We start from the raw sequence: 19,488 nt of genomic DNA on the forward strand, positions 1-19,488 counted from the left end.
GGCGCGGCAGCTCTGGTCGACGGCGCCGACACGCGGTTTCGCGAACGGCCGTTCAGGACAGTGACTTGCGTGCCTTGCGCAGCCCGTAGAGCTGGAGATCGGCGAATCCCAGCACCGCCACCGCCTGGAACACGATCATCGCCGTGCCCAGTCCGGTCGGGTCGAGCCACCCCGCGGCGGCCGTCACCACGCTGAGCGCGAACCACGCCAGATTGCTGCCGATCACCGTCCACACCGCCGTACGGCGCGGTGTCCGCGTGGAGCCGATCCGGGCCACGAGGAGGGCGTACAGCACCAGGAACGCGCCGATCCCGGCGAGGAACGCGGCGGGCAGCCCCAGCGGCGAGTCCAGCAGGGCGCAGCCGATCAGTGCGGCGGCCCCCACCGCGCCGGTGGCGACGGCGTCGAGCCGCAGCGCCAGACGCAACAGGCCCGTGTCACCGCCCACGGCGCCGGAACCGGCGGACGCGGCCGTCAGCGACGGGGCGGGGACACGGTACGAATCCGACGAACTCATGGGTTCCTCCTCGGGGAAGCGACTTGACCTCACCGATGGTTCTCGAAGGTCCCGGATCGGTCGATTACCCGAGAGGTAATGGGCGGCAGGGAGTCCAGGAACGCACCGAGCGCCGCGTCGAACTCCGCCCGGCGCTCAAGGTTCGGCAGATGCCCGGCTCCCTCGATGACCGCGAGCGTCGCGCCGGGTATCCCCTCGCTCATCACGCGTGCGTCCGCGACCGGCGTGTAGGTGTCCTCGCTGCCGACGACGACGAGTGTGGGAACCGCCACCCGCCCCAACATGCCGACGTAATCGGGCCGTTCGGCCCGGCCGCGCAGCGCAGCCGCCGCGCCCTCGGGCGGCGCTGCGCGCATCATGTCCCGTACGTGCCCGGCCACCGCCGGCAGCGCCTCGGCGTTGTGCGGGGTGATCATCTTCGTCAGCACCTCGTCCGCGTACGGCCCCATGCCCTCGCGCAGCAGCCGGTCGGCCGCCGCGTTACGGGCCGCCCTGCCCGCCTCCGTCTCGGCGGCGGCGAAGGTGTCGGCCAGCACCAGGGCCCTGACCCGCTCGGGGAAGAGCCGGTAGAACTCCAGGACGATCTGGCCGCCCATGGAGAGCCCGCCCAGCACGACACGGCCGACGCCCAGCCGGTCGAGCAGCGCCGCGATGTCCCACGCGAAGGTGGTGAGGGTCGTCTTGCCGGGTATGACGGTGCTCCCGCCGTAACCGCGCAGATCGGCCGCGATCACCCGGCGCCCGGGGCCGGCGAACGTCTCGATCTGGGGCCGCCACATGGAGCGGTCGAACGGGTGGCCGTGCACGAGGACCAGCACGTCACCGCCGTCCCCCTCGCCGTCCCCGCCCGCCGTCCCCGCGTCGTCGTAGGTGACCGTGATGTCGTAAAGCGTCGTGGTGCTCATGCCCGCGTCCCTCGTCCGGTGCTCGGCTCCGTGCCCTGTCCCACTTGCCTTCTCGATGCTAAGTGGTGCATCATCTCGATGCAATACTGAAATTGATCTCGGAGCAATACTGAGGTCGATCGCATGCAATGCACCGCCACGAGCGGCGCGGGAGGGAACGCCGTGGAGGACTACCGTCTGATCGCCGACCAGCTCGCCGCCGACATCCGGGCCGGGCGGCTGCGCCCCGGGGAACGGCTGCCGCCGCAGCGGCCGTTCGCGCGGAGCCGTAACATCGCCAACTCCACGGCGGCCAGGGTCTACGGCGAACTGATCCGGCGCGGACTGGCCGTCGGCGAGGTGGGCCGGGGGACCTTCGTACGCGCCGCGCCGCCCGGACCGCAGCCGACGCTCACGGAGCCCAGCGACGCCAGGGTCGACCTGGAGGTCAACTTCCCCGTACTGCCGGAGCAGGCCGGGCTGCTCGCCGCCGGACTGGCGCGTCTGGGCCGCCCCGACGTACTCGCGGTGAGCCTCCAGCCCCTCGGCGGAGCCGGATCACCCGCCGCCCGGGAGGCCGCCGCGTCCCTCCTCGCACGCGCCGGCTGGACACCGGAACCGGAGCGCGTCCTGTTCGCAGGCAACGGCCGCCAGGCCATCGCGGCGGCTCTCGCCGCGTGCGTCCCGGCCGGGGAACGCCTCGGCGTCGAGGAGTTCACCTACCCCGTCGTCAAAGGCATCGCCGCCCATCTCGGGATCACCCTCGTCCCGCTCGCCATGGACGAGCACGGACTCCTGCCCGAGGCCCTGACCGACGCCCCGCCGCTGCGGGCCGTCTATCTGCAACCCACGCTCCACAACCCGCTCGGCATGACGATCCCGCCGGAGCGCAGGGCCCAACTCGTGGAGACGATGCGGGCGTTGGAGCTGTACGTCATCGAGGACGCCATCTACGGATTCCTCCGCGACGACGTGCCGCCCCTCGCGACCCTCGCCCCCGAACGCACCATTGTCCTGGACAGCATGTCCAAGCGGCTCGCCCCAGGCCTGACCCTCGGATACGCCGTGGCGCCGCCCGGTCTCGAACAGCGCCTGGCCTCCGCCCTGCGCTCGGGAGCCTGGGCGACGTCCCGCTTCGCGCTCGACGCCGCGACCCAGTGGACGACCGACGGCACCGCCGACACGATCGGCCGGGCCAAGCGCGCCGACGCGATCGAACGGCAGCGCATCAGGGCCGAGAGCCTGGCCGGCTTCACCGTGCGCGCCGATCCCCATGGCTACCACTGCTGGTGGGAACTGCCCGACCACTGGCGCGCCGAGACGTTCGTCGCCGCCGCCGCCCGACTCGGGATCGCCATCGCGCCCGGCGCCGCGTTCACCGTGGGCACCGGCCGTGCGCCCAACGCCGTGCGACTGGCCCTCGGCACCCCCTCGCACCGCACGCTCACCGACGCCCTGGACCTCCTCGCCGGACTGGCGCGCGGCACACCGGAGGACGCCGCGCCCGAGTGACGGCGGGGCGCGGGCGGGGTCCCAGGGCGTCGGCCGCCCCTCCGGCGCGATCCCGTACGGGCCAATCCCACGCGCGACCGGCCCGGAACAGCGCTGGAATGGGCGGGTGACCGCACCCGACGACTGCCTCGCGCACAACGACTGGATCTGCGGCGCCTATCTCACCAGCCGACGGCACATCCTCTGGGACGCGGTCCTCCAGCATCTCCAGCTGACCGCCGTCTCCGTCCTCATCGGCCTCGCGCTCGCCCTGCCGCTCGCCCTCGCCGCCCGGCGCCGGCGCTGGGCGGCGGGACCGGTGCTCGGCATCACCACCGTGCTCTACACGATCCCGTCGCTCGCGATGTTCTCGCTGCTGCTGCCGGTGTACGGACTGTCCGCCTCGCTCGTCATCGCCGGGCTCGTCCTCTACTCGCTCACCCTGCTCGTACGGAACATCCTGGCCGGGCTGCGCGCCGTCCCCGAGGAGACCCGGCAGGCCGCACGGGGCATGGGATACGGGCCGATCAGACTGCTCCTCACCGTCGAGCTGCCGCTCGCGCTGCCCGCGTCGATGGCCGGCCTGCGCATCGCCACCGTCTCGGCGGTCTCCCTCGTCACCATCGGTGCGATCGTCGGGTACGGCGGACTCGGCAATCTCATCTTCGCCGGGATGAACACCTTCTTCAAAGCGCAGGTCCTCACCGCCTCCGTCCTCTGCGTGATCATCGCGATCCTCGCCGACCTGCTGCTCCTCGCCGTCCAGCGGGTGCTCACTCCCTGGACGCGACGGCCGAGGGAGCGCAGCGCGTGAACACCCTCTCCGACGCCTGGTCCTGGCTCACCAGCGGCTCCCACTGGTCCGGCTCCGACGGCATCTGGAACCGCCTCGGCGAACACCTCTTCCTCACCGTCGTCTGTCTGCTCATCAGCTGCGCCCTCGCGCTGCCCGTGGCACTCGTCCTCGGCCACCTCGGCAAGGGCGGCGCCCTGGCCGTCAACATCTCCAACGTCGGCCGGGCCGTCCCCACCTTCGCCGTCCTGGTCCTGCTGCTCCTCACCCCGATCGGACAGTACGGCGACTGGCCGACGATCATCGCGCTCGTCCTCTTCGCGATCCCACCGCTGCTCACCAACGCCTACGTCGGGATACGGGGCGTGGACGCCGATGTCGTACGCGCCGCCCGGGGCATGGGTATGACGGGCCGTCAGATGCTGGCGCGGGTCGAACTGCCCCTCGCGGCGCCGCTGATCCTCACCGGTGTACGGATCGCGGCCGTCCAACTCGTGGCCACCGCGACCATCGCCGCACTGGTGGGCGGCGGCGGGCTCGGCAGGATCATCACCGCGGGCTTCAACCTGGCGTCCACGCCGATGGTGGTCGCGGGCGCCTTCCTGGTCGCGCTGTTCGCGCTGCTGGTCGAAGGGCTCTTCGAGGTGGCGGAGCGGCTGGCGCCCCGGTGGGTGAGAGGCGACACCGGATGAGCCCGCGCCGCCGGGCCGCGGCTCCGCTCCTCGCCGTACTCCTCGCCCTGACGGCCGCCGCCTGCGCCACGGGTCCCTCCCTGGAGAAGCAGGGCACGGTCACCGCCTCGCCCGGCGACAGCAAGGACCTGACCATCGGCTCGGCCGGCTTCACCGAGAGCGATCTGCTGGCGCGGATGTACGCGCTCCTCCTCGGCCGGGCCGGCTACCGCACCAAGATCCTCTCCGTCACCAACCGTGAGCTGTACGAACCGGCCCTGGAGAGCGGGCAGATCGACGTCGTGCCGGAGTACGCCGCGACCTTCGCCGACTGGCTGAACGCCAAGGCCAACGGGGCGGACGCCAGAACCGTCGGCTCGCCGGACCTGGCCGCCACCATGAAGGCGCTGCGTGAACTGGCGGCCAGGCGCGGGCTCGACGTACTGGCCCCGGGCCGCGCCGTCGACCAGAACGCGTACGCCGTCAGCGTCTCGTACGCGCGGAAGCACCGGCTCAGGACGCTCTCCGACCTCGGGCGCGCCAAGCTGCCCGTACGGCTGGCGGCGGGCGACGAGTGCGTCCAACGCCCCTACTGCGCACCGGGGTTGAAGAAGACGTACGGCATCCGCCTCACCGGTATCGACCCCAAGGGACTCGGCACCACCCCGTCCAAGCGGGCCGTGCAGAACGGGCAGGACCAGATGCTCGTCACCACGACCACCGACGGCACACTCGCCGAGTTCGGCCTCGTCATCCTCGCCGACGACAAGCACCTCCAGAACGCCGACCACATCGTGCCCGTCGTCAATCGGTCCCGGGCGGGCGGCGCACGCGTACGGAACGCGCTCGACAAGCTCAGCACCGTCCTGACGACCAAGGATCTGGCCTCGCTGAACGAGCAGGTCGACAGCTGGCGGCGGCTGCCGGAGGACGTCGCCCGGAACTACCTCAAGAGCAAGGGACTGATCCCCGCCGGGTAATCGACCACGGTCACCAAGGGCCTGTCAGGCCGTCAGACGCGGCGGGAGCCAGGCCAGTTGGGCCTCTTCCTGGTAAGGCCCGCCGCCCTCGTGGTCGTTGAACTCGTACACCTCGATCGTCCGGTCCTCGTGCGGATAGGCGTTGAACGCCGCGAACACCGTCGACGGCGGGCAGGTCTGGTCCTCCAGCCCCGCCGAGAACAGCGCCGGGGCCCGGCCGCGCGCCGCGAAGTGCACGCCGTCGAAGTAGCTGAGCGTCCGCCGGACCTGCTCGCCCCGGCGGCGGTAGGTGTTGAGGTATTTGCCCACCTCCCGGTACGGATGCCGGTCGGTCAGCGTCGTCGCCCGGGGGAAGTCGCAGAGGAACGGCACATCGGGGGAGATGGCCACCAGGTCCGGCACCAGACCGGCCACCGCCAGTGTGATCCCGCCGCCCTGGCTGCGCCCGATCGCGGCTGTGCGGGAGGCGTCCACCAGCGGATGGGAGCGGGCGGCCTCCACCGCGCGGACGGCGTCGGTGAAGACCCGGCGGTAGTAGAACTCGCGCGGGTCCTCGATGCCCCGGGTCAGAAAGCCGGGGAACGCGGACGCGCTGCCCACCGGGTCCGGGGTGTCGCTGCCGCCCCACCCGGCGCCCTGCCCCCGGGTGTCCATCACGAAGTACGCGAAGCCCGCCGACGGCCAGAGCAGCCGCGAGTGGGGCAGCCCGCGCCCGCCGCCGTAACCGACGAACTCGACCACCACGGGCAGCGGTTCGCGCGTCCCCGCCGGCAGCACGAACCAGCCCTTGACCGGGTGGCCGCCGAAGCCGGCGAACGTCACGTCGTACGCCTCCACGGTCGACAGCCCGGTCGCTACGGGCTCGAACCGGGCGCCGAGACCGTGGGTGCGGGCCTCGGTGAGCGTCGTCGCCCAGAAGGCGTCGAAATCGTCCGGTTCCACGGACCGGCTGCGGTAGCTCCGTAGCTCGTCGATGGGCAGATCGAACAGGGACATGTGCGGGATCACCTCGTGCTTCTGCGGGCGGACGATCACACCGTACGGTCCGGGCGCCGGTCGAAGAAGAGTGCGAAAGAACTCCGGACGAAGTCTGGGCGATCTCTTGACCCGCGTCGGCCGGAGGTCCACAGTACTCGTTAATGCGCATTACTAATACGCATTAACGATCCGGAGGAACACGGTGGAGGAACCCAGGAAGCGGGCCCGGCCCGGCCGGAGCCCCGCACCCACGGGCCGTACGTCCAGGCCGCGCCAGGCCGAGGTCGCCAGGCTCGCCGGGGTCTCGCAGGCCACGGTCTCGCTGGTGCTCGGGGCGCGGAAGCAGGGCGCGACGATCTCCGAGGAGACCCGGCGCAAGGTGCTCGACGCGGTACGCAGCCTCGGCTACGTCCCCGACCCGGCGGCCAGCCGGCTGGCCGCCGCGCGCAACAACCTGCTCGGGGTGTTCAGCTTCACGTCCACCTTCCCGACCGACGTGCAGCACTCCTACTACCCCTTCCTCGTCGGCGTCGAGCGGGAGGCGGCGGCACGCGGTTACGACCTGGTGCTCTTCACCGGCTCCAGCACCGGCGGCGCGGGGGCCGCCGGACCGCACGCGCTGAACCGCGTACGGCTCGCCGACGGCTGCCTCTTCCTCGGCCGGCACGCCCCGGCCGACGAACTGCTCCGCCTGGTCGCCGACGGCTTCCCCGTCGTCCATCTCGGCCGCAGGGACGAGTTGGAGGGGCTGGCCTGGGTCGGCGCCGACTACGTCAGCGCCAGCAAGGAGGTCGTCTCCCATCTCGCCGGGCTCGGCCACCGGCGGATCGTGCTCGTACGGGAGGACGACGAGGCACCGGCGTCGACCGACCGTGAACACGGCTTCCTCAAGGGCCTGGAGGAAGCCGGACTGCCCGGCGGCCCCGCCGCCGTCTTCCGGTCCGCCGACCCGGAGCACGACCTCACCGCCGAACGGTTGCGCGGCTGGCTCGATGACGGCGTCACCGCGTTCGTCGCCGAGGAGACCGACACCGGCGACGCCTGGCGCGCGCTGCACGGCGCCGCCCACTTCGTCGGCATCGACTGCCCGCGCGACGCCTCGCTCGCCCTCCTCGGCAGCCCGCCGCCGGATCTCTCGGACGGGCCGACACCCACCGGATTCGACATCCCCCGCCCGCAGTTGGGCGCCGCCGCCGTGCGGATGCTCGCCGCGCTGGTGGCGGGGGAGCAGGCCACGGAACCGCTGGTGGCCTGCGGCTTCCGGCCCGGTACGACGGCGGGAGCGGCACCCGTACTGCACTGACCCCTCACGAAGCACAGCAAGCACCAAGTACCACACAGCACCTCAAGGAGACCCGTGACATCCGCATCCGCACCCGACATCCTCATCGTGGGCGCCGGGCTCGGCGGCGTCGCCGCCGCCCTCGCCGCCTGCCGGGCCGGACGCACCGTCGTCCTCACCGAAGAGACGGACTGGATCGGTGGCCAGCTCACCTCCCAGGCCGTCCCGCCGGACGAGCACCCATGGGTCGAGCAGTTCGGCACCACGGCCTCGTACCGCACACTGCGCGAGTCCATCAGGGACCACTACCGTCAGTGGTACCCACTGCGCTCCGAGGCCCTGGCCCTCACCGATCTCAACCCGGGCGCGGGCCGCGTCAGCAAGCTCTGCCACGAGCCGCGCGTGGCCCTCGCCGTCCTGGACGCGATGCTCGCGCCGCACCGCTCGTCGGGCCGGCTCACCCTGCTGACCGAGCACCGCCCCGTCGCCGCCGAGACGGGCGACGACGACACCGTACGGTCGGTCACGCTCACCGACGCGCACGGCAACCGCCGTACCATCGGCGCCCGTTACGTCATCGACGCGACGGAGACCGGCGAACTGCTCGAACTCGCCGGGGTCGAGCACGCGATCGGCGCCGAGGCACGGAGCGAGTTCGACGAGCCGCACGCCCCCGACGAGGCGCAGCCGCTCAACCAGCAGGGCATCACGGTGTGCTTCGCGCTCTCCCACCACGAGGGCGAGGACCACACCATCGAGCGGCCGGCCGACTACGACTTCTGGCGCACCTACCAGCCGGACTTCTGGCCCGGACCGCTGCTCGGTTTCCTCGCGCCCGACCCGCGCACCCTGGAGGCCGTACCGCGCACCTTCGTGCCCAACCCGGACCTCGACCCGCTCGACGTCACCGCCGACCAGTCCGCCGACGCGGGCGACAAGGAACTGTTCGGCTTCCGCCGGATCCTCGCGCGCAAGCTGCACCGGCCCGGCGCCTTCGACTCCGACATCACCCTCGTCAACTGGCCGCTCAACGACTACTGGCTGAAGCCCCTGATCGGCGCCGGCGAGGAGACGTCGGCCGCCGCGCTCGCCGAGGCACGGCAGCTGTCGCTCTCGGTCCTGTACTGGCTCCAGACCGAGGCGCCGCGCGCCGACGGCGGCACGGGATTCCCCGGACTGCGGCTGCGGCCCGACGTCACCGGTACGGCCGACGGGCTCGCCAAGGCGCCGTACGTACGCGAGTCGCGCCGTATCAAGGCCGTCACCACCGTCACCGAGCACGACGTCGCGATCGACATCGTGGGCCCGTACGGCGGCACCCGCTACCGGGACTCCGTCGGCGTCGGCAACTACCGCATCGACCTGCACCCCTCGACGGGCGGCGACAACTACATCGACATCGGCTCGGTGCCCTTCGAGATCCCGCTCGGCGCGCTGATCCCGCGCCGTGTCCGCAATCTGCTGCCCGCCGGAAAGAACATCGGCACCACCCACATCACCAACGGCTGCTACCGGCTCCACCCGGTGGAATGGAACATCGGCGAGGTCGCGGGCGCACTGGCCGCGCACTGCGTCGCCGAGGGCGTCGAACCGCGCCAGGTCCAGGCCGAGGACAAGCGGTTCGACCGATTCGCCCGGCTGCTCGACCGCGAAGGAGTGCAGCGCCACTGGCCCGACGTACGCGGCTACTGACAACACCCGGCGACACCGGGGCGCGACAGCCGGGCGGAAGCAGCTCCACCTGCCCCGCCCGGCCTACCGCCCGCACCATGCCAACTGTGCACAAGGAGGTGCCCAAGCCATGAACACCCACCGCATCCGCGTCGGCATCGACGTGGGCGGAACCTTCACCGACGCCGTGGCCGTAGACGCCACGACCCTGCGACTGCTGGGGCAGGTCAAGGTCCCCACCAGCCACCACCACGAGGACGGCGTCGCCCACGGCATCGTCGAAGCTCTCGACCGTCTGCTGGAGCAGACCGGACACGCCCCGAAGGACGTGGCCTTCCTGGCCCACGGCACCACTCAGGCTACCAATGCCCTGTTGGAGGGCGACGTCGCCACGGTCGGTCTGATCGGTGTCGGATCCGGCCCGAGCGCCGGATTCACCCGCAGGCTCGCCGCCTTCCGGAAGCTCGAACTCACCCCCGGCAAGCGGCTTCCGCTCGCCTACGCCCATGTCACCGACCCGGACGACGCGCCCGCCGTACGCGCCGCCGTCGACTCCGTCGCCCAGCAGGGCGCCCAAGTCGTCGTCGCCAGCCAGCCGTTCAGCGTCGACCGCCCCGAGGGCGAGGACACCGTCGTCGCGGCGGCCAAGGAGCGCGGACTGCCGACGACCGCCGCGCACGAGATCACCTCGCTGTACGGGCTCCACAAGCGGACCCGGACCGCCGTCGTCAACGCCGCGATCCTGCCGCGCATGCTCGCCACCGCCGACCTCGTCGACGCCTCCATCACCAAGGCCGGCGTCACCGCGCCCCTGATGGTGATGCGCTGCGACGGGGGAGTGATGTCGCTGGACGAGATGCGGCGCAGACCGCTGCTGACCGTGCTGTCCGGACCGGCGGCGGGAGTCGCCGGCGCGCTCATGCAGGAGCGCGTCAGCGAGGGCCTGTTTCTGGAGACCGGCGGCACGTCGACCGACATCAGCGTCGTACGGCGCGGCAAGGTCGCCGTCCGGCACGCCACCATCCTCGGCAAGACCTCGTACCTGTCGGCGCTCGACGTCAGGACCGTCGGCGTCGGCGGCGGCTCGATGGTCCGGATCGGCGGGGAGAAGGTCACCGGCGTGGGACCGCGCAGCGCGCACATCGCGGGACTGCCGTACGCCTGTTACGCCACTCTGGACGATCTGCGCGACGCGAAGGTCACCACGATCCGGCCGATGGACGACGACCCGGCCGACTACGCGGTGCTCGACGCCGCGGGCGGACGCTTCGCGATCACCATGACCTGCGCCGCCAACGCGCTGGGCCGGGTCCCCGAGGGGGACTTCGCCCACTGCGACCCGGCCGTCGCTCGGGCCGCGATAGCCCCCCTGGCCGCCGCGCTCGGCACGGACGTCGCCACGGCGGCTGCCCAGCTCCTGGACGCGGGCACCGGCCAGGTCAGGACCGTGGTCGACGCGATGATCCGCGACTACCGCCTCGACAAGGACACCGCCGTGCTCGTCGGAGGCGGCGGAGGCGCCGCCTCCGTCACCCCGCATCTCGCGGCCGTCACCGGCCAGGAGGGCAGGATCGCCCGCCACAACGAGGTCATCAGCCCCATCGGCGTCGCCCTCGCCCTCATCCGCGAACAGGTCGAACGCATCATCCCGGGCGCCGGCCAGGAACAGATCCTCGCCGTACGGGCCGAGGCCGAGGCCGCCGTCGTGGCCCAGGGCGCCGCCGCCGACGGCGTCGAGGTGGAGGTCACCGTCGACCCGCAGACCAGCACCGTGCGGGCCGTCGCGACCGGCGCCACCGAGCTGCGTACACAGGACCGTGCCCACCGGGCCGACGACACCGAACGGCTGCGCGCCGCCGCCGACAGTCTCAAGGCCGACCCGGCGTCGGTACGTGTCCTCGCGGGCACCGCCGCGCACACCGTGTACGGCACCGACGTCCACCGCCGGTTCCGCGCCGACCGGCACCCGGTGCGCGTCGTGGACGCCGACGGGGTCGTACGGCTCCACGCGCCGGACGCCCGCGTCGAGTCCACCACCGTCGGCCGCGCGCCGGAAGTCCTCGCCGGGCTGGTGAAGGAAGCCACCTCCTACGGCGACGGCGGCGTCCGCGCCCCCGCCCTGCGGCTCCTCATCGGCTCCCGGATCGCCGACCTCTCCGGCGTACTCGACCCGGGGCCGCTGCTGGCGCTCGCCCGCAGCGAACTGCGCGCACGCGCCGCCGACGAACCGGTCGTCGCCGTCCTGGAGGTGCGCTCATGAACGCCACCGCCCTGCTCGACCGGACCGCGCGCGCCGCGATCGAGAAACTGGCGGCGACCGACGACATCGAGTTCGGCGTACGGCTGCTCGCGAACACCCCCACGCACGAGAGCCGCGACCCGGCCCGACTGCGTCAATGGGCGCTTACCGCCGACGAGTTCGGCGCCGCGCTCGGTCCCGTCCCGTGCACGGCGCGCGTCGTGGAGAGCCACGACGGCCTGGACCGGGGGCTGCTGGCCCGCTACACCTCGCGGCCGGTCCCCACCGTCGAGCTGTTCACCGACAGCCTGGCCCTCGCCGAGGAACTGATCGACCAGCTCGGCTGGCGGCACTGGTATCCGGCCGGGTCCGTGCGGGCGGCGGCGATCGCCCACGAGGCCGTCCACGAGCAACTCCACCACGGACCGGCGAAGGCGGCCCTCAAGCGCTCACTGGACCATGTCGTGCTGCGCGTGGGACGCAGGCACCTGTACGGCCATGTCGCCGGCGCCGACGAGATCGCCGCCCACGCCCACGCCCGCACGGTCTGCGGTCTCGGCCGCAGCCCGCTCCTGCTGACGGCCGCCCTGGCCACCGCCGCCGACGCGCGGCAACGCACCTCGCACGGAAGAAAGAAGTAACGCCATGGGCGTCGTCATCCTTCTTGTCATGGCGGCCGGTGTCGCCGCGATGCTCACCCGTAAGCTCCCCACCGCCTTCGCCCTGGTCATCCTGGCCGTTGCCATCGCCTTCCTCGCGGGCGCCCCGCTGACCGGCGAGAACAGCGTGCTGGACACGGTCATCCAGGAGGGCGCCCCCGCGCTCGCCGCCACGATGATCGCGATCCTGCTGGGCTCCTGGCTCGGCAAGCTCCTGGACGAGACCGGTATCGCCGGCACCCTCGTCCGCAAGATCGTGGAGTTCGGCGGTGACCGCCCGGTCGTGGTCGCGCTCGGCGTCCTCGCCGTCTCGACCCTCGTCGGTACGGTCACGGGCTCGGCGCCCGCCGCGATGCTCGCCGGCATCATCGGCATCCCCGCCATGGTCGCGGTCGGTATCCCCAAGGTCACCGCGGCCGGCACGATCCTGATGGGTATCGCCGCCGGTATGCCCTTCGAACTGCCCATCTGGCAGTTCTTCTCCACCGCGCTGGAACTGCCCGTCGACACCGTGCGCGGCTTCATGCTGAAGCTGTTCCCGTTCGCGCTGGCCGCCGCGATCCTGTTCGTCCTCATCGAGACCCGGCGGCGCGGCGTCGAACACGCCTGGTCGCTCAAGTCGGCGTCCGCGAAGCCCACTTCGCGCCGCAAGCAGCTCGGCGACGCCCCGTGGTACGCGCTGCTCACCCCGCTCGTACCGCTCGTCCTCGCCCTCGGCTTCGACATCGCGATCCTGCCGTCGATGCTGGCCGGTGTCCTGTACGCGCTGGTCACCACCACCCGGCCGGGCGAGATGAACAAGCGGCTGCTGCGCACCCTGTACGGCGGCTTCGAGATCGCGGCGGCACCGATCGTGCTGTTCATCGCGATCGGCATCCTGCTCGCCGCGGTGAAGCTGCCCGGCGCCGTGGAGGCGCTGGAGCCGCTGATCAAGGCGGTCAGCCCGCAGAATCCGGTGCTGTTCGTCATCGTCTTCACCCTGCTCGTACCGCTCTGCCTCTACCGGGGACCGCTGAACGTCTACGGTCTCGGCGCGGGCATCGCCGGTGTCCTCATCGCCGCCGGCATCTACCCGGCCGTCGCGGTGCTGGGCATCGCCACCTCGTACAACCAGGTCTTCGGTGTGTCGGACCCGACCAGCACCCAGACCGTGTGGAGCGCGCAGTACGCGGGGGTCACACCGCAGCAGGTGATGCTGCGGACCCTGCCGTACGTATGGGCCGTCGCGCTCGGCGGATTCTGCGTCACCGCCGCCACCTATCTGTGATCTCTCAACTCCCGGGACGGAGCACGACATGACACAGCACGACGCGCACGACAGGCCGAGCAACCCCGGCCGGCGGATCTTCCTGCGGGCGGCGGCGGCCACCGCCGCCGTGACCTCCGGCGTGATGGCCACCGGCGCGGCGGCCGGCAGCTCCGCCGCCGCGCCCGCCCCCGCCCCCGCTCCGGCGGCGGCGCCCGGCGGGTTTCCGAACTACAAGTATCTGAAGACACTCCTGATGCCGTCTCAGCTGAAGTACAACCCCACCGGCGAGATCATCTTCCCGTGCATCCGGGGCGTCTACGACAAACTGGCCAACCCGCTGGGCCGTTACTACCTCTACTACGGACCGCACGACGCGCCCGGCGGTATCTGCCTGGCCTACGGCGACTCGCTGGAAGGGCCGTTCACCGAGTACACGGCGAACCCGGTCGTCTCCAACAACTGGCAGCCGCACTACCAGGTCAGCCACGTCGCCTCGCCGCACGTCATCTGGCGCCCGGACGTCAAGGAGCTGTGGCTCTACTTCCACGGCGAGAACGGCACGACCCGGCTCGCCCGGTCCAAGGACGGCATCACCTTCACGTACGACAAGGTGGTGCTCACCACCGCGATGATGCCGGCCGGCAGCACCGAGACCTCGTACGCCCGCGTCTTCCCCCACGAACTGCCCTCGCGCGGCGCGCACTACGTGATGCTGTTCATGCTCAACAACACGTCCAACCACCGTGACATCGCCTGGGGCTGGTCGGCCGACGGCCGCAACTGGACCTTCGACCGGACGCCGCTCGTCCGCCACTCCGACGTCGGCGCGAACAACGTCGGCGGCCCGCACCTGCTGAGCCGGAACGGCAGCACATACGTCGTCTACAACACCGACAAGGAGCACGGCGGCAATCTGCTGATCACCGAGGTCGGCAACGACTTCAGCCGCCGCACCCACCTCGGTCTGTTCTACGACTCGGCCAACAGCGCCCCGGACAACGGACGCAGCGCCGCCCCGAGCTTCGGAACCGACAACGGGGTGCCGTACATGGTCTACGAGGCGGGCGAACGGCTTCAGGGCTCGATCGCGGTCGCGCGCGGCTGACACCGCGCCGCCGATCCGCCGGCCGGGAGGCCGGGCCGCGCCATCCCGCGGCCCGGCCCCCGGCTACGCGTCGGACACCGAGTCGAAGTCGACCTCGTCGCGCGCGATCCCGTGCGCGTCCGCGTCCACCGACCGGCGCAGCGCCTCGTGCAGCTTCGCCGGGGTCAGCACGCCCGCGAACCGCGATCCGTCCACCACCGCCACCCACCCCGCGTCATGCTGAAGCATCTCGCTGAACGCCTGCTTCAGCGGCGCCCCGACCGGCACCCATGCCTCCATCCGCCGCGCCAGATCACCCACCGTGCCCCGGTCGTCCGCGCCCGCCAGCGCGTCCGCGGACACCCAGCCGTGCAGCTCACCGCCGCCGCCCAGCACCACCGCCCAGTTGGCGCCCGCCTCGCGCAGCCGCCGCGCCGCGCCCGCGGCGGGCTCGTCGAGCCGGGCCACCGGCGGCTGCTCCAGGTCGGCCGGTTCGATCGTGGTGACCGCGAGGCGCTTCAACCCCCGGTCGGCGCCCACGAATCGCGCGACGTACGGGGTGGCCGGTGTCCCGAGGACCGCCCCCGGACTGTCGAACTGCTCGATACGCCCCTGCCCGTACACCGCGATACGGTCGCCCATCCGCACGGCCTCCTCGATGTCGTGCGTCACCATCAGCACCGTCTTGCGCACGGTGGCCTGGAGGTTGAGGAATTCGTTCTGGAGCCGCTCACGCGTCACCGGGTCGACCGCGCCGAACGGCTCGTCCATCAGCAGCACCGGCGGATCGGCCGCCAACGCCCGTGCCACCCCCACCCGTTGACGCTGCCCGCCCGACAACTGCGCGGGATGGCGCGGCCCGTACACCTTCGGGTCCAGCCCCACCAGATCCAGCAGCTCCGCCGCCCGCTCGCGTGCCTTCGGCTTCTTCCAGCCGAGCAGGACCGGCACGGTCGCCGTGTTGTCGAGGACCGTACGGTGCGGGAAGAGCCCGACCTGCTGGATCACATAGCCGATCCGGCGGCGCAGCCTCACCGGGTCGACACCGGAGATGTCCTCGTCCTCGACGAGGATCCGGCCCGACGTCGGCTCGATCAGCCGGTTCACCATCATCATCGTGGTCGTCTTGCCACAGCCGGACGGTCCGACCAGCGTGACCAGCTCGCCTTCGCGTACCTCGAAGGACAGTCCGTCGACGGCCGTCGTACCGTCTGGGTAGACCTTGCTGACCTGCTCGAACCGGATCATGGACCAACGCTAGGAGGGGGCACCCGCCCGCGCACACGGACGGCGGCCGAACGGCCGCGAGCACACACCGCCAGAGCCGCCAGAGACCGCCAGAGCCGCCAGAGACCGCCGGAGACCGTCAGAGACCGCCGAAGGCTGTCAGACACCGCCAGAGACCCGAACCAGGAGCCCCTTTGCCCAGCTACCGCCAGTCCGGCGTCGCCTTCACCGACCACCGCTTCTCGGTCCCGCTGGACCACGCCAACCCTTCGGGGGAGCGGATCGAGCTGTACGGCCGCGAGGCCGTCGCCCTCTCGAAGACCGACGCCGACCTGCCCTGGCTCGTCTATCTGGAGGGCGGCCCCGGCTTCGGCGCCCGCCGTCTCATCGGCCGCCAGGCCTGGCTCGGCCGGGCCCTCGAAGAGTTCCGGGTGCTCCTCCTCGACCAGCGCGGCACCGGCGCCTCCACCCCGCTCAACCGCCAGACCCTCCCGCTGCGCGGCGGCCCCCGGGAACAGGCGGACCATCTCGCCCTGTTCAGGTCCGACAACATCGTGCGCGACTGCGAGGCGATCCGCCCGCAGCTGACCGGCGGCGCCCCGTGGACCGTGCTCGGCCAGAGCTTCGGCGGCTTCTGCGCCGTCCGCTATCTCTCCGACGCGCCCGAGGGCCTGGCCACCGTACTGATCACCGGCGGGCTGCCCACGCTGCACGGCGGCCCCGACGACGTCTACCGCGCCGCCTATCCGCGGATCGAACGCAAGGTCGCCGCGCACTACGCCCGCTACCCGCAGGACGTCGAACGGGCCCGCCGTATCGCCGGACACATCGCCGAGCACCCCACCGTGCTGCCGGGCGGCTACACGCTGACGGTCGAGGCCTTCCAGTCGCTCGGCATCCTCCTCGGCACCGGCTCCGGCACCCACCAGCTGCACCATCTGCTGGAGAACGCCTTCGTGCCCACCCCCGGCGGCACCGAGCTGTCCGACGCCTTCCAGGAGGCGGTGGCGGCGCAGCTCTCGTTCGCCGGCCATCCTCTGTACGCGCTGGTCCACGAGGCGATCTACGCCCAGGACGGCCGCCCCACCGCCTGGTCGGCCGAGCGGGTACGCGCGGAGTTCCCGCAGTTCGACGCGGGGCGGACGCCGGCCGGGGACGGCCCGCTGCTCTTCACCGGCGAGACGATCCACCCGTGGCACTTCACCGCCGACCCCGCGCTGCGCCCGCTGCGCGAGGCCGCCGAACTGCTGGCGGGGCGCCGGGACTGGCCCGCGCTGTACGACCCCGCCCGGCTCGCCGCCAACGAGGTCCCGGTCGCCGCCGCCGTCTACCACGACGACATGTACGTCGACACCGGCCACGCGCTGGAGACGGCGCGCGGCATCCGGGGGCTGCGTACCTGGGTCACCGACGAGTACGAGCACGACGGCGTCCGGGTCTCGGGCCCGAAGGTGCTCGACCGGCTGCTCGGCCTGGCGCGTGACGAGATCTGACCGGGCGCCCCGGTTGGCGGGTCACCCTGTTTGTTGGTTTTGACGGGTTTCGTAGCCCGGTGAATGTGTTGTTCTCGTGATGTGGTGGCGGGACGGGGAGACGGGCTCGGCAGCGAAGGACCGATGACATGGACCAGGGGCATTCCCGCCTTCAGCAGTACCCCTGGTTGCCCCCGGTGCTGCTGGTGGGTTCCGTCGGTCTCGAACTGGTGACTCCCAAGATCGTCAGCGGCGCCGCGCTCATCGCCGTCGCCGGCATGGCGGCGGCCATCAGCGGCACGTTCCGCTACACGGTGCTGGTCGTGGCCGTCGGTCTCGCGCTCACGGGCATCTCCGCGTTCGAGGCCCACCACGGCTACGCGTCCGCCGCCGTGCAGGTCGCGGAGATCGTGATCGCCTCTGCTCTCGCACTGGCCGTCCGGCGCATGCTCGACAGCCAGAGCGCCAAGTTCTCCGTGGTCAGATCCACCGCCGAGCAGTTGCAACGGGCCGTTCTGCCACCGCTGCCCAAGATCGTCGGCCCGATGACCGTCGCCTGCCGTTACGAGGCGGCGAACACCGTCGCCCGGATCGGCGGCGACCTCTACGCCGTGGAGGAGACGCCCTTCGGTCTGCGGCTGCTCATCGCCGACGTACGCGGCAAGGGCCTCGGCGCGGTCTCCGCCGTCTCCATCATCGTCGGCGCCTTCCGTGAGCGCGCCGAGTCCGAGGCCGACCTGGAAGGGCTCGCGGAGCGACTCGACCGGGCCGTGACCCGGTCCGCCGAGCACTACGCCGACCCGTTCGGCGTCGACACCGGCGAGGCCTTCGCGACCGCCCTGCTGATCGAGATCAACCGGCCCGGCACCACCCTGCGGCTGCTGAACTGCGGCCATCCCGCCCCCTATCTCGTCCAGGACGGCGAGGTACGTGAACTGGACACCGGCCAGGCGACGCCCCCGCTCGGGATGCGGAACCTCGCGCCCAGCATCGGCGGTTCCCACACGTACGACTTCCCCACCGGCGCCACCCTGCTCTGCGTCACGGACGGCGTGACCGAGGCACGGAACGCCGCAGGGAGCTTCTTCGATCCCGTCAGTGATCTCAAACCGGTCCCCGACCGGGATCCGGAGCAGCTGATCGCGGCCCTGTTCTCGTCGGTCGCCCGGTGGACCAAGGGGAAACGGAGCGACGACATGGCGGTGCTCGCCGTCGCGCGGGACGGAGCCGGTGAACCTGTTCACAGGAGGCAAGCGACTGCTTAGTATGCGAGGGAGCGCATCCCGACCCCTCAGGTGGAGGCCCCCGAATGCAGGCATGGCGAGTGCACCGGAACGGCGAGCCGGGCGAGGTGATGCGGCTGGACGAGGTGGACCCGCCCGCACCGGGCGACGGCTCGCTCCTGCTGAAGGTCCTCGCGGCCGGCCTCAACTTCCCCGACGCACTGCTCTGCCGGGGCCAGTACCAGGTCCGCCCGCCGCTGCCCTTCACCCCCGGCGTCGAGATCTGCGGGGAGACCGAGGACGGACGCCGGGTCATCGCGACCCCCGCCCTGCCCCACGGCGGACTCGCCGAGTACGTCGTCGCCGACGAGGCCGCGGTGCTTCCCGCGCCCGACGCCCTCGACGACGCCGAGGCCGCGGCCCTGCACATCGGCTACCAGACGGGCTGGTTCGGACTCCACCGCAGGGCGCGCCTCCAGCCGGGCGAGACGCTGCTCGTGCACGCCGCCGCCGGAGGCGTCGGCAGCGCGGCCGTCCAGCTCGGCAAGGCCGCGGGCGCCACCGTCATCGGCGTGGCGGGCGGCGAGGACAAGGTGCGCGTGGCACGGGAGTTGGGCTGCGACCACGTCATCGACCGGCGCACCGACGACATCGTCGCCGCCGTGAAGGACCACACCGGCGGGCGCGGCGCGGACGTCGTGTACGACCCCGTCGGCGGCGACGCGTACACCAAGTCCACCAAGTGCGTCGCCTTCGAGGGCCGCATCCTCGTCATCGGCTTCGCCAGCGGTGCCATCCCGGCCCCGGCGCTCAATCACGCGCTGGTGAAGAACTACTCGATCGTGGGTCTGCACTGGGGCCTGTACAACCAGAAGGATCCCGCCGCGATCCGCCGCTGCCACCAGGAGCTGACGGACCTCGCGGCCAAGGGCGTCGTCAAGCCGCTCGTCAGCGAGCGGGTGGCGATGGCGGACGCCGCGTCGGCCGTCCAGCGCCTGGCCGACGGCACCACCACCGGCCGGCTGGTCGTGATCCCGGCCCCGGCGCCGGGGGCGGGCGACCGGTGAG

The 19,488-nt window shown here is 71.9% G+C and carries 17 protein-coding genes; 13 read left to right on the top strand and 4 right to left on the bottom strand.

Translation table 11 applies throughout. The annotated features are described in order from the left end of the window. Positions 1-52: 52 nt before the first annotated feature. Positions 53-517, bottom strand: coding sequence for a hypothetical protein (locus tag ACFYNU_RS30695; protein ID WP_356592672.1), 465 nt, complete (start codon positions 515-517; stop codon positions 53-55). Positions 518-546: 29 nt separating this feature from the next. Then, positions 547-1,422, bottom strand: coding sequence for an alpha/beta fold hydrolase (locus ACFYNU_RS30700; protein ID WP_356592674.1), 876 nt, complete (start codon positions 1,420-1,422; stop codon positions 547-549). A gap of 123 nt (positions 1,423-1,545) precedes the next feature. Between ACFYNU_RS30700 and ACFYNU_RS30705 the strand changes: the two genes are divergently transcribed. The 4 genes from ACFYNU_RS30705 (at position 1,546) to ACFYNU_RS30720 (ending at position 5,336) form a co-directional block, all read left to right on the top strand. Beyond that, on the top strand, positions 1,546-2,913 hold the full coding sequence (locus tag ACFYNU_RS30705) for a PLP-dependent aminotransferase family protein (RefSeq protein ID WP_356592676.1): 1,368 nt from the start codon (positions 1,546-1,548) through the stop codon (positions 2,911-2,913). Between the two features lie 106 nt (positions 2,914-3,019). Next, complete coding sequence (locus ACFYNU_RS30710) at positions 3,020-3,706, top strand: ABC transporter permease (RefSeq protein WP_356592678.1); 687 nt, start codon at positions 3,020-3,022, stop codon at positions 3,704-3,706. Continuing rightward, a complete protein-coding gene (locus tag ACFYNU_RS30715; RefSeq protein WP_356592680.1) occupies positions 3,703-4,377 on the top strand; it encodes an ABC transporter permease in 675 nt (224 codons plus the stop codon). Before ACFYNU_RS30710 ends, ACFYNU_RS30715 begins: the two co-directional genes overlap by 4 nt. Continuing rightward, positions 4,374-5,336 carry an ABC transporter substrate-binding protein gene (locus ACFYNU_RS30720; protein WP_356592682.1) on the top strand — a complete coding sequence of 321 codons (963 nt, stop codon included), beginning with the start codon at positions 4,374-4,376 and terminating at the stop codon, positions 5,334-5,336. The genes ACFYNU_RS30715 and ACFYNU_RS30720 overlap by 4 nt, the downstream gene beginning before the upstream one ends. A gap of 24 nt (positions 5,337-5,360) precedes the next feature. Here ACFYNU_RS30720 and ACFYNU_RS30725 read toward each other — a convergent pair whose 3' ends face one another. After that, entirely contained in the window at positions 5,361-6,332 is a 972-nt protein-coding gene (locus tag ACFYNU_RS30725) for an acetylxylan esterase (protein ID WP_356592684.1), read from the bottom strand. A 184-nt stretch (positions 6,333-6,516) separates the two neighbouring features. Here ACFYNU_RS30725 and ACFYNU_RS30730 point away from each other — a divergent pair, with 184 nt between their 5' ends. From ACFYNU_RS30730 to ACFYNU_RS30755, 6 genes are all read left to right on the top strand, one after another. Further along, positions 6,517-7,617, top strand: a complete 1,101-nt coding sequence (locus ACFYNU_RS30730) for a LacI family DNA-binding transcriptional regulator (protein ID WP_356592686.1) — start codon at positions 6,517-6,519, stop codon at positions 7,615-7,617. A gap of 54 nt (positions 7,618-7,671) precedes the next feature. Continuing rightward, entirely contained in the window at positions 7,672-9,288 is a 1,617-nt protein-coding gene (locus tag ACFYNU_RS30735; protein ID WP_356592688.1) for an FAD-dependent oxidoreductase, read from the top strand. Positions 9,289-9,397: 109 nt separating this feature from the next. After that, positions 9,398-11,527 (top strand): hydantoinase/oxoprolinase family protein, encoded by a 2,130-nt coding sequence (locus ACFYNU_RS30740; protein WP_356592690.1) that lies wholly within the window; start codon positions 9,398-9,400, stop codon positions 11,525-11,527. Then, the gene (locus tag ACFYNU_RS30745; protein WP_356592692.1) at positions 11,524-12,147 is read left to right on the top strand and encodes a hypothetical protein; all 624 of its coding nucleotides are present in this window, start codon (positions 11,524-11,526) and stop codon (positions 12,145-12,147) included. The genes ACFYNU_RS30740 and ACFYNU_RS30745 overlap by 4 nt, the downstream gene beginning before the upstream one ends. 4 nt (positions 12,148-12,151) lie before the next feature. Then, positions 12,152-13,432 (top strand): TRAP transporter large permease subunit, encoded by a 1,281-nt coding sequence (locus tag ACFYNU_RS30750; RefSeq protein ID WP_356592694.1) that lies wholly within the window; start codon positions 12,152-12,154, stop codon positions 13,430-13,432. A 28-nt stretch (positions 13,433-13,460) separates the two neighbouring features. Then, positions 13,461-14,519, top strand: a complete 1,059-nt coding sequence (locus ACFYNU_RS30755; protein ID WP_356592696.1) for a hypothetical protein — start codon at positions 13,461-13,463, stop codon at positions 14,517-14,519. 63 nt (positions 14,520-14,582) lie between these two features. On the opposite strand, the gene ACFYNU_RS30760 is transcribed toward ACFYNU_RS30755, so the two are convergent. Then, entirely contained in the window at positions 14,583-15,746 is a 1,164-nt protein-coding gene (locus ACFYNU_RS30760) for a betaine/proline/choline family ABC transporter ATP-binding protein (RefSeq protein ID WP_356592698.1), read from the bottom strand. A 173-nt stretch (positions 15,747-15,919) separates the two neighbouring features. Here ACFYNU_RS30760 and ACFYNU_RS30765 point away from each other — a divergent pair, with 173 nt between their 5' ends. From ACFYNU_RS30765 to ACFYNU_RS30775, 3 genes are all read left to right on the top strand, one after another. After that, positions 15,920-17,218, top strand: a complete 1,299-nt coding sequence (locus ACFYNU_RS30765) for an alpha/beta fold hydrolase (RefSeq protein ID WP_356592700.1) — start codon at positions 15,920-15,922, stop codon at positions 17,216-17,218. Between the two features lie 128 nt (positions 17,219-17,346). Beyond that, complete coding sequence (locus ACFYNU_RS30770; RefSeq protein ID WP_356592702.1) at positions 17,347-18,462, top strand: PP2C family protein-serine/threonine phosphatase; 1,116 nt, start codon at positions 17,347-17,349, stop codon at positions 18,460-18,462. A 44-nt stretch (positions 18,463-18,506) separates the two neighbouring features. Next, entirely contained in the window at positions 18,507-19,487 is a 981-nt protein-coding gene (locus tag ACFYNU_RS30775; protein WP_356592704.1) for an NADPH:quinone oxidoreductase family protein, read from the top strand. Position 19,488: the final 1 nt, after the last annotated feature.

Origin of the sequence: Streptomyces sp. NPDC006643 (genome assembly GCF_042870175.1) — a bacterium.
GTDB lineage: Bacteria > Actinomycetota > Actinomycetes > Streptomycetales > Streptomycetaceae > Streptomyces.

Bases quoted from the DNA above. Each gene is read 5' to 3' on its own strand.
- ACFYNU_RS30770 (WP_356592702.1), top strand. From the start codon at position 17,347: ATGGACCAGGGGCATTCCCGCCTTCAGCAGTACCCCTGGTTGCCCCCG.
- ACFYNU_RS30755 (WP_356592696.1), top strand. From the start codon at position 13,461: ATGACACAGCACGACGCGCACGACAGGCCGAGCAACCCCGGCCGGCGG.
- ACFYNU_RS30775 (WP_356592704.1), top strand. From the start codon at position 18,507: ATGCAGGCATGGCGAGTGCACCGGAACGGCGAGCCGGGCGAGGTGATG.
- ACFYNU_RS30705 (WP_356592676.1), top strand. From the start codon at position 1,546: ATGCAATGCACCGCCACGAGCGGCGCGGGAGGGAACGCCGTGGAGGAC.
- ACFYNU_RS30760 (WP_356592698.1), bottom strand. From the start codon at position 15,746: ATGATCCGGTTCGAGCAGGTCAGCAAGGTCTACCCAGACGGTACGACG.
- ACFYNU_RS30720 (WP_356592682.1), top strand. From the start codon at position 4,374: ATGAGCCCGCGCCGCCGGGCCGCGGCTCCGCTCCTCGCCGTACTCCTC.
- ACFYNU_RS30695 (WP_356592672.1), bottom strand. From the start codon at position 517: ATGAGTTCGTCGGATTCGTACCGTGTCCCCGCCCCGTCGCTGACGGCC.
- ACFYNU_RS30725 (WP_356592684.1), bottom strand. From the start codon at position 6,332: ATGTCCCTGTTCGATCTGCCCATCGACGAGCTACGGAGCTACCGCAGC.
- ACFYNU_RS30700 (WP_356592674.1), bottom strand. From the start codon at position 1,422: ATGAGCACCACGACGCTTTACGACATCACGGTCACCTACGACGACGCG.
- ACFYNU_RS30750 (WP_356592694.1), top strand. From the start codon at position 12,152: ATGGGCGTCGTCATCCTTCTTGTCATGGCGGCCGGTGTCGCCGCGATG.
- ACFYNU_RS30745 (WP_356592692.1), top strand. From the start codon at position 11,524: ATGAACGCCACCGCCCTGCTCGACCGGACCGCGCGCGCCGCGATCGAG.
- ACFYNU_RS30740 (WP_356592690.1), top strand. From the start codon at position 9,398: ATGAACACCCACCGCATCCGCGTCGGCATCGACGTGGGCGGAACCTTC.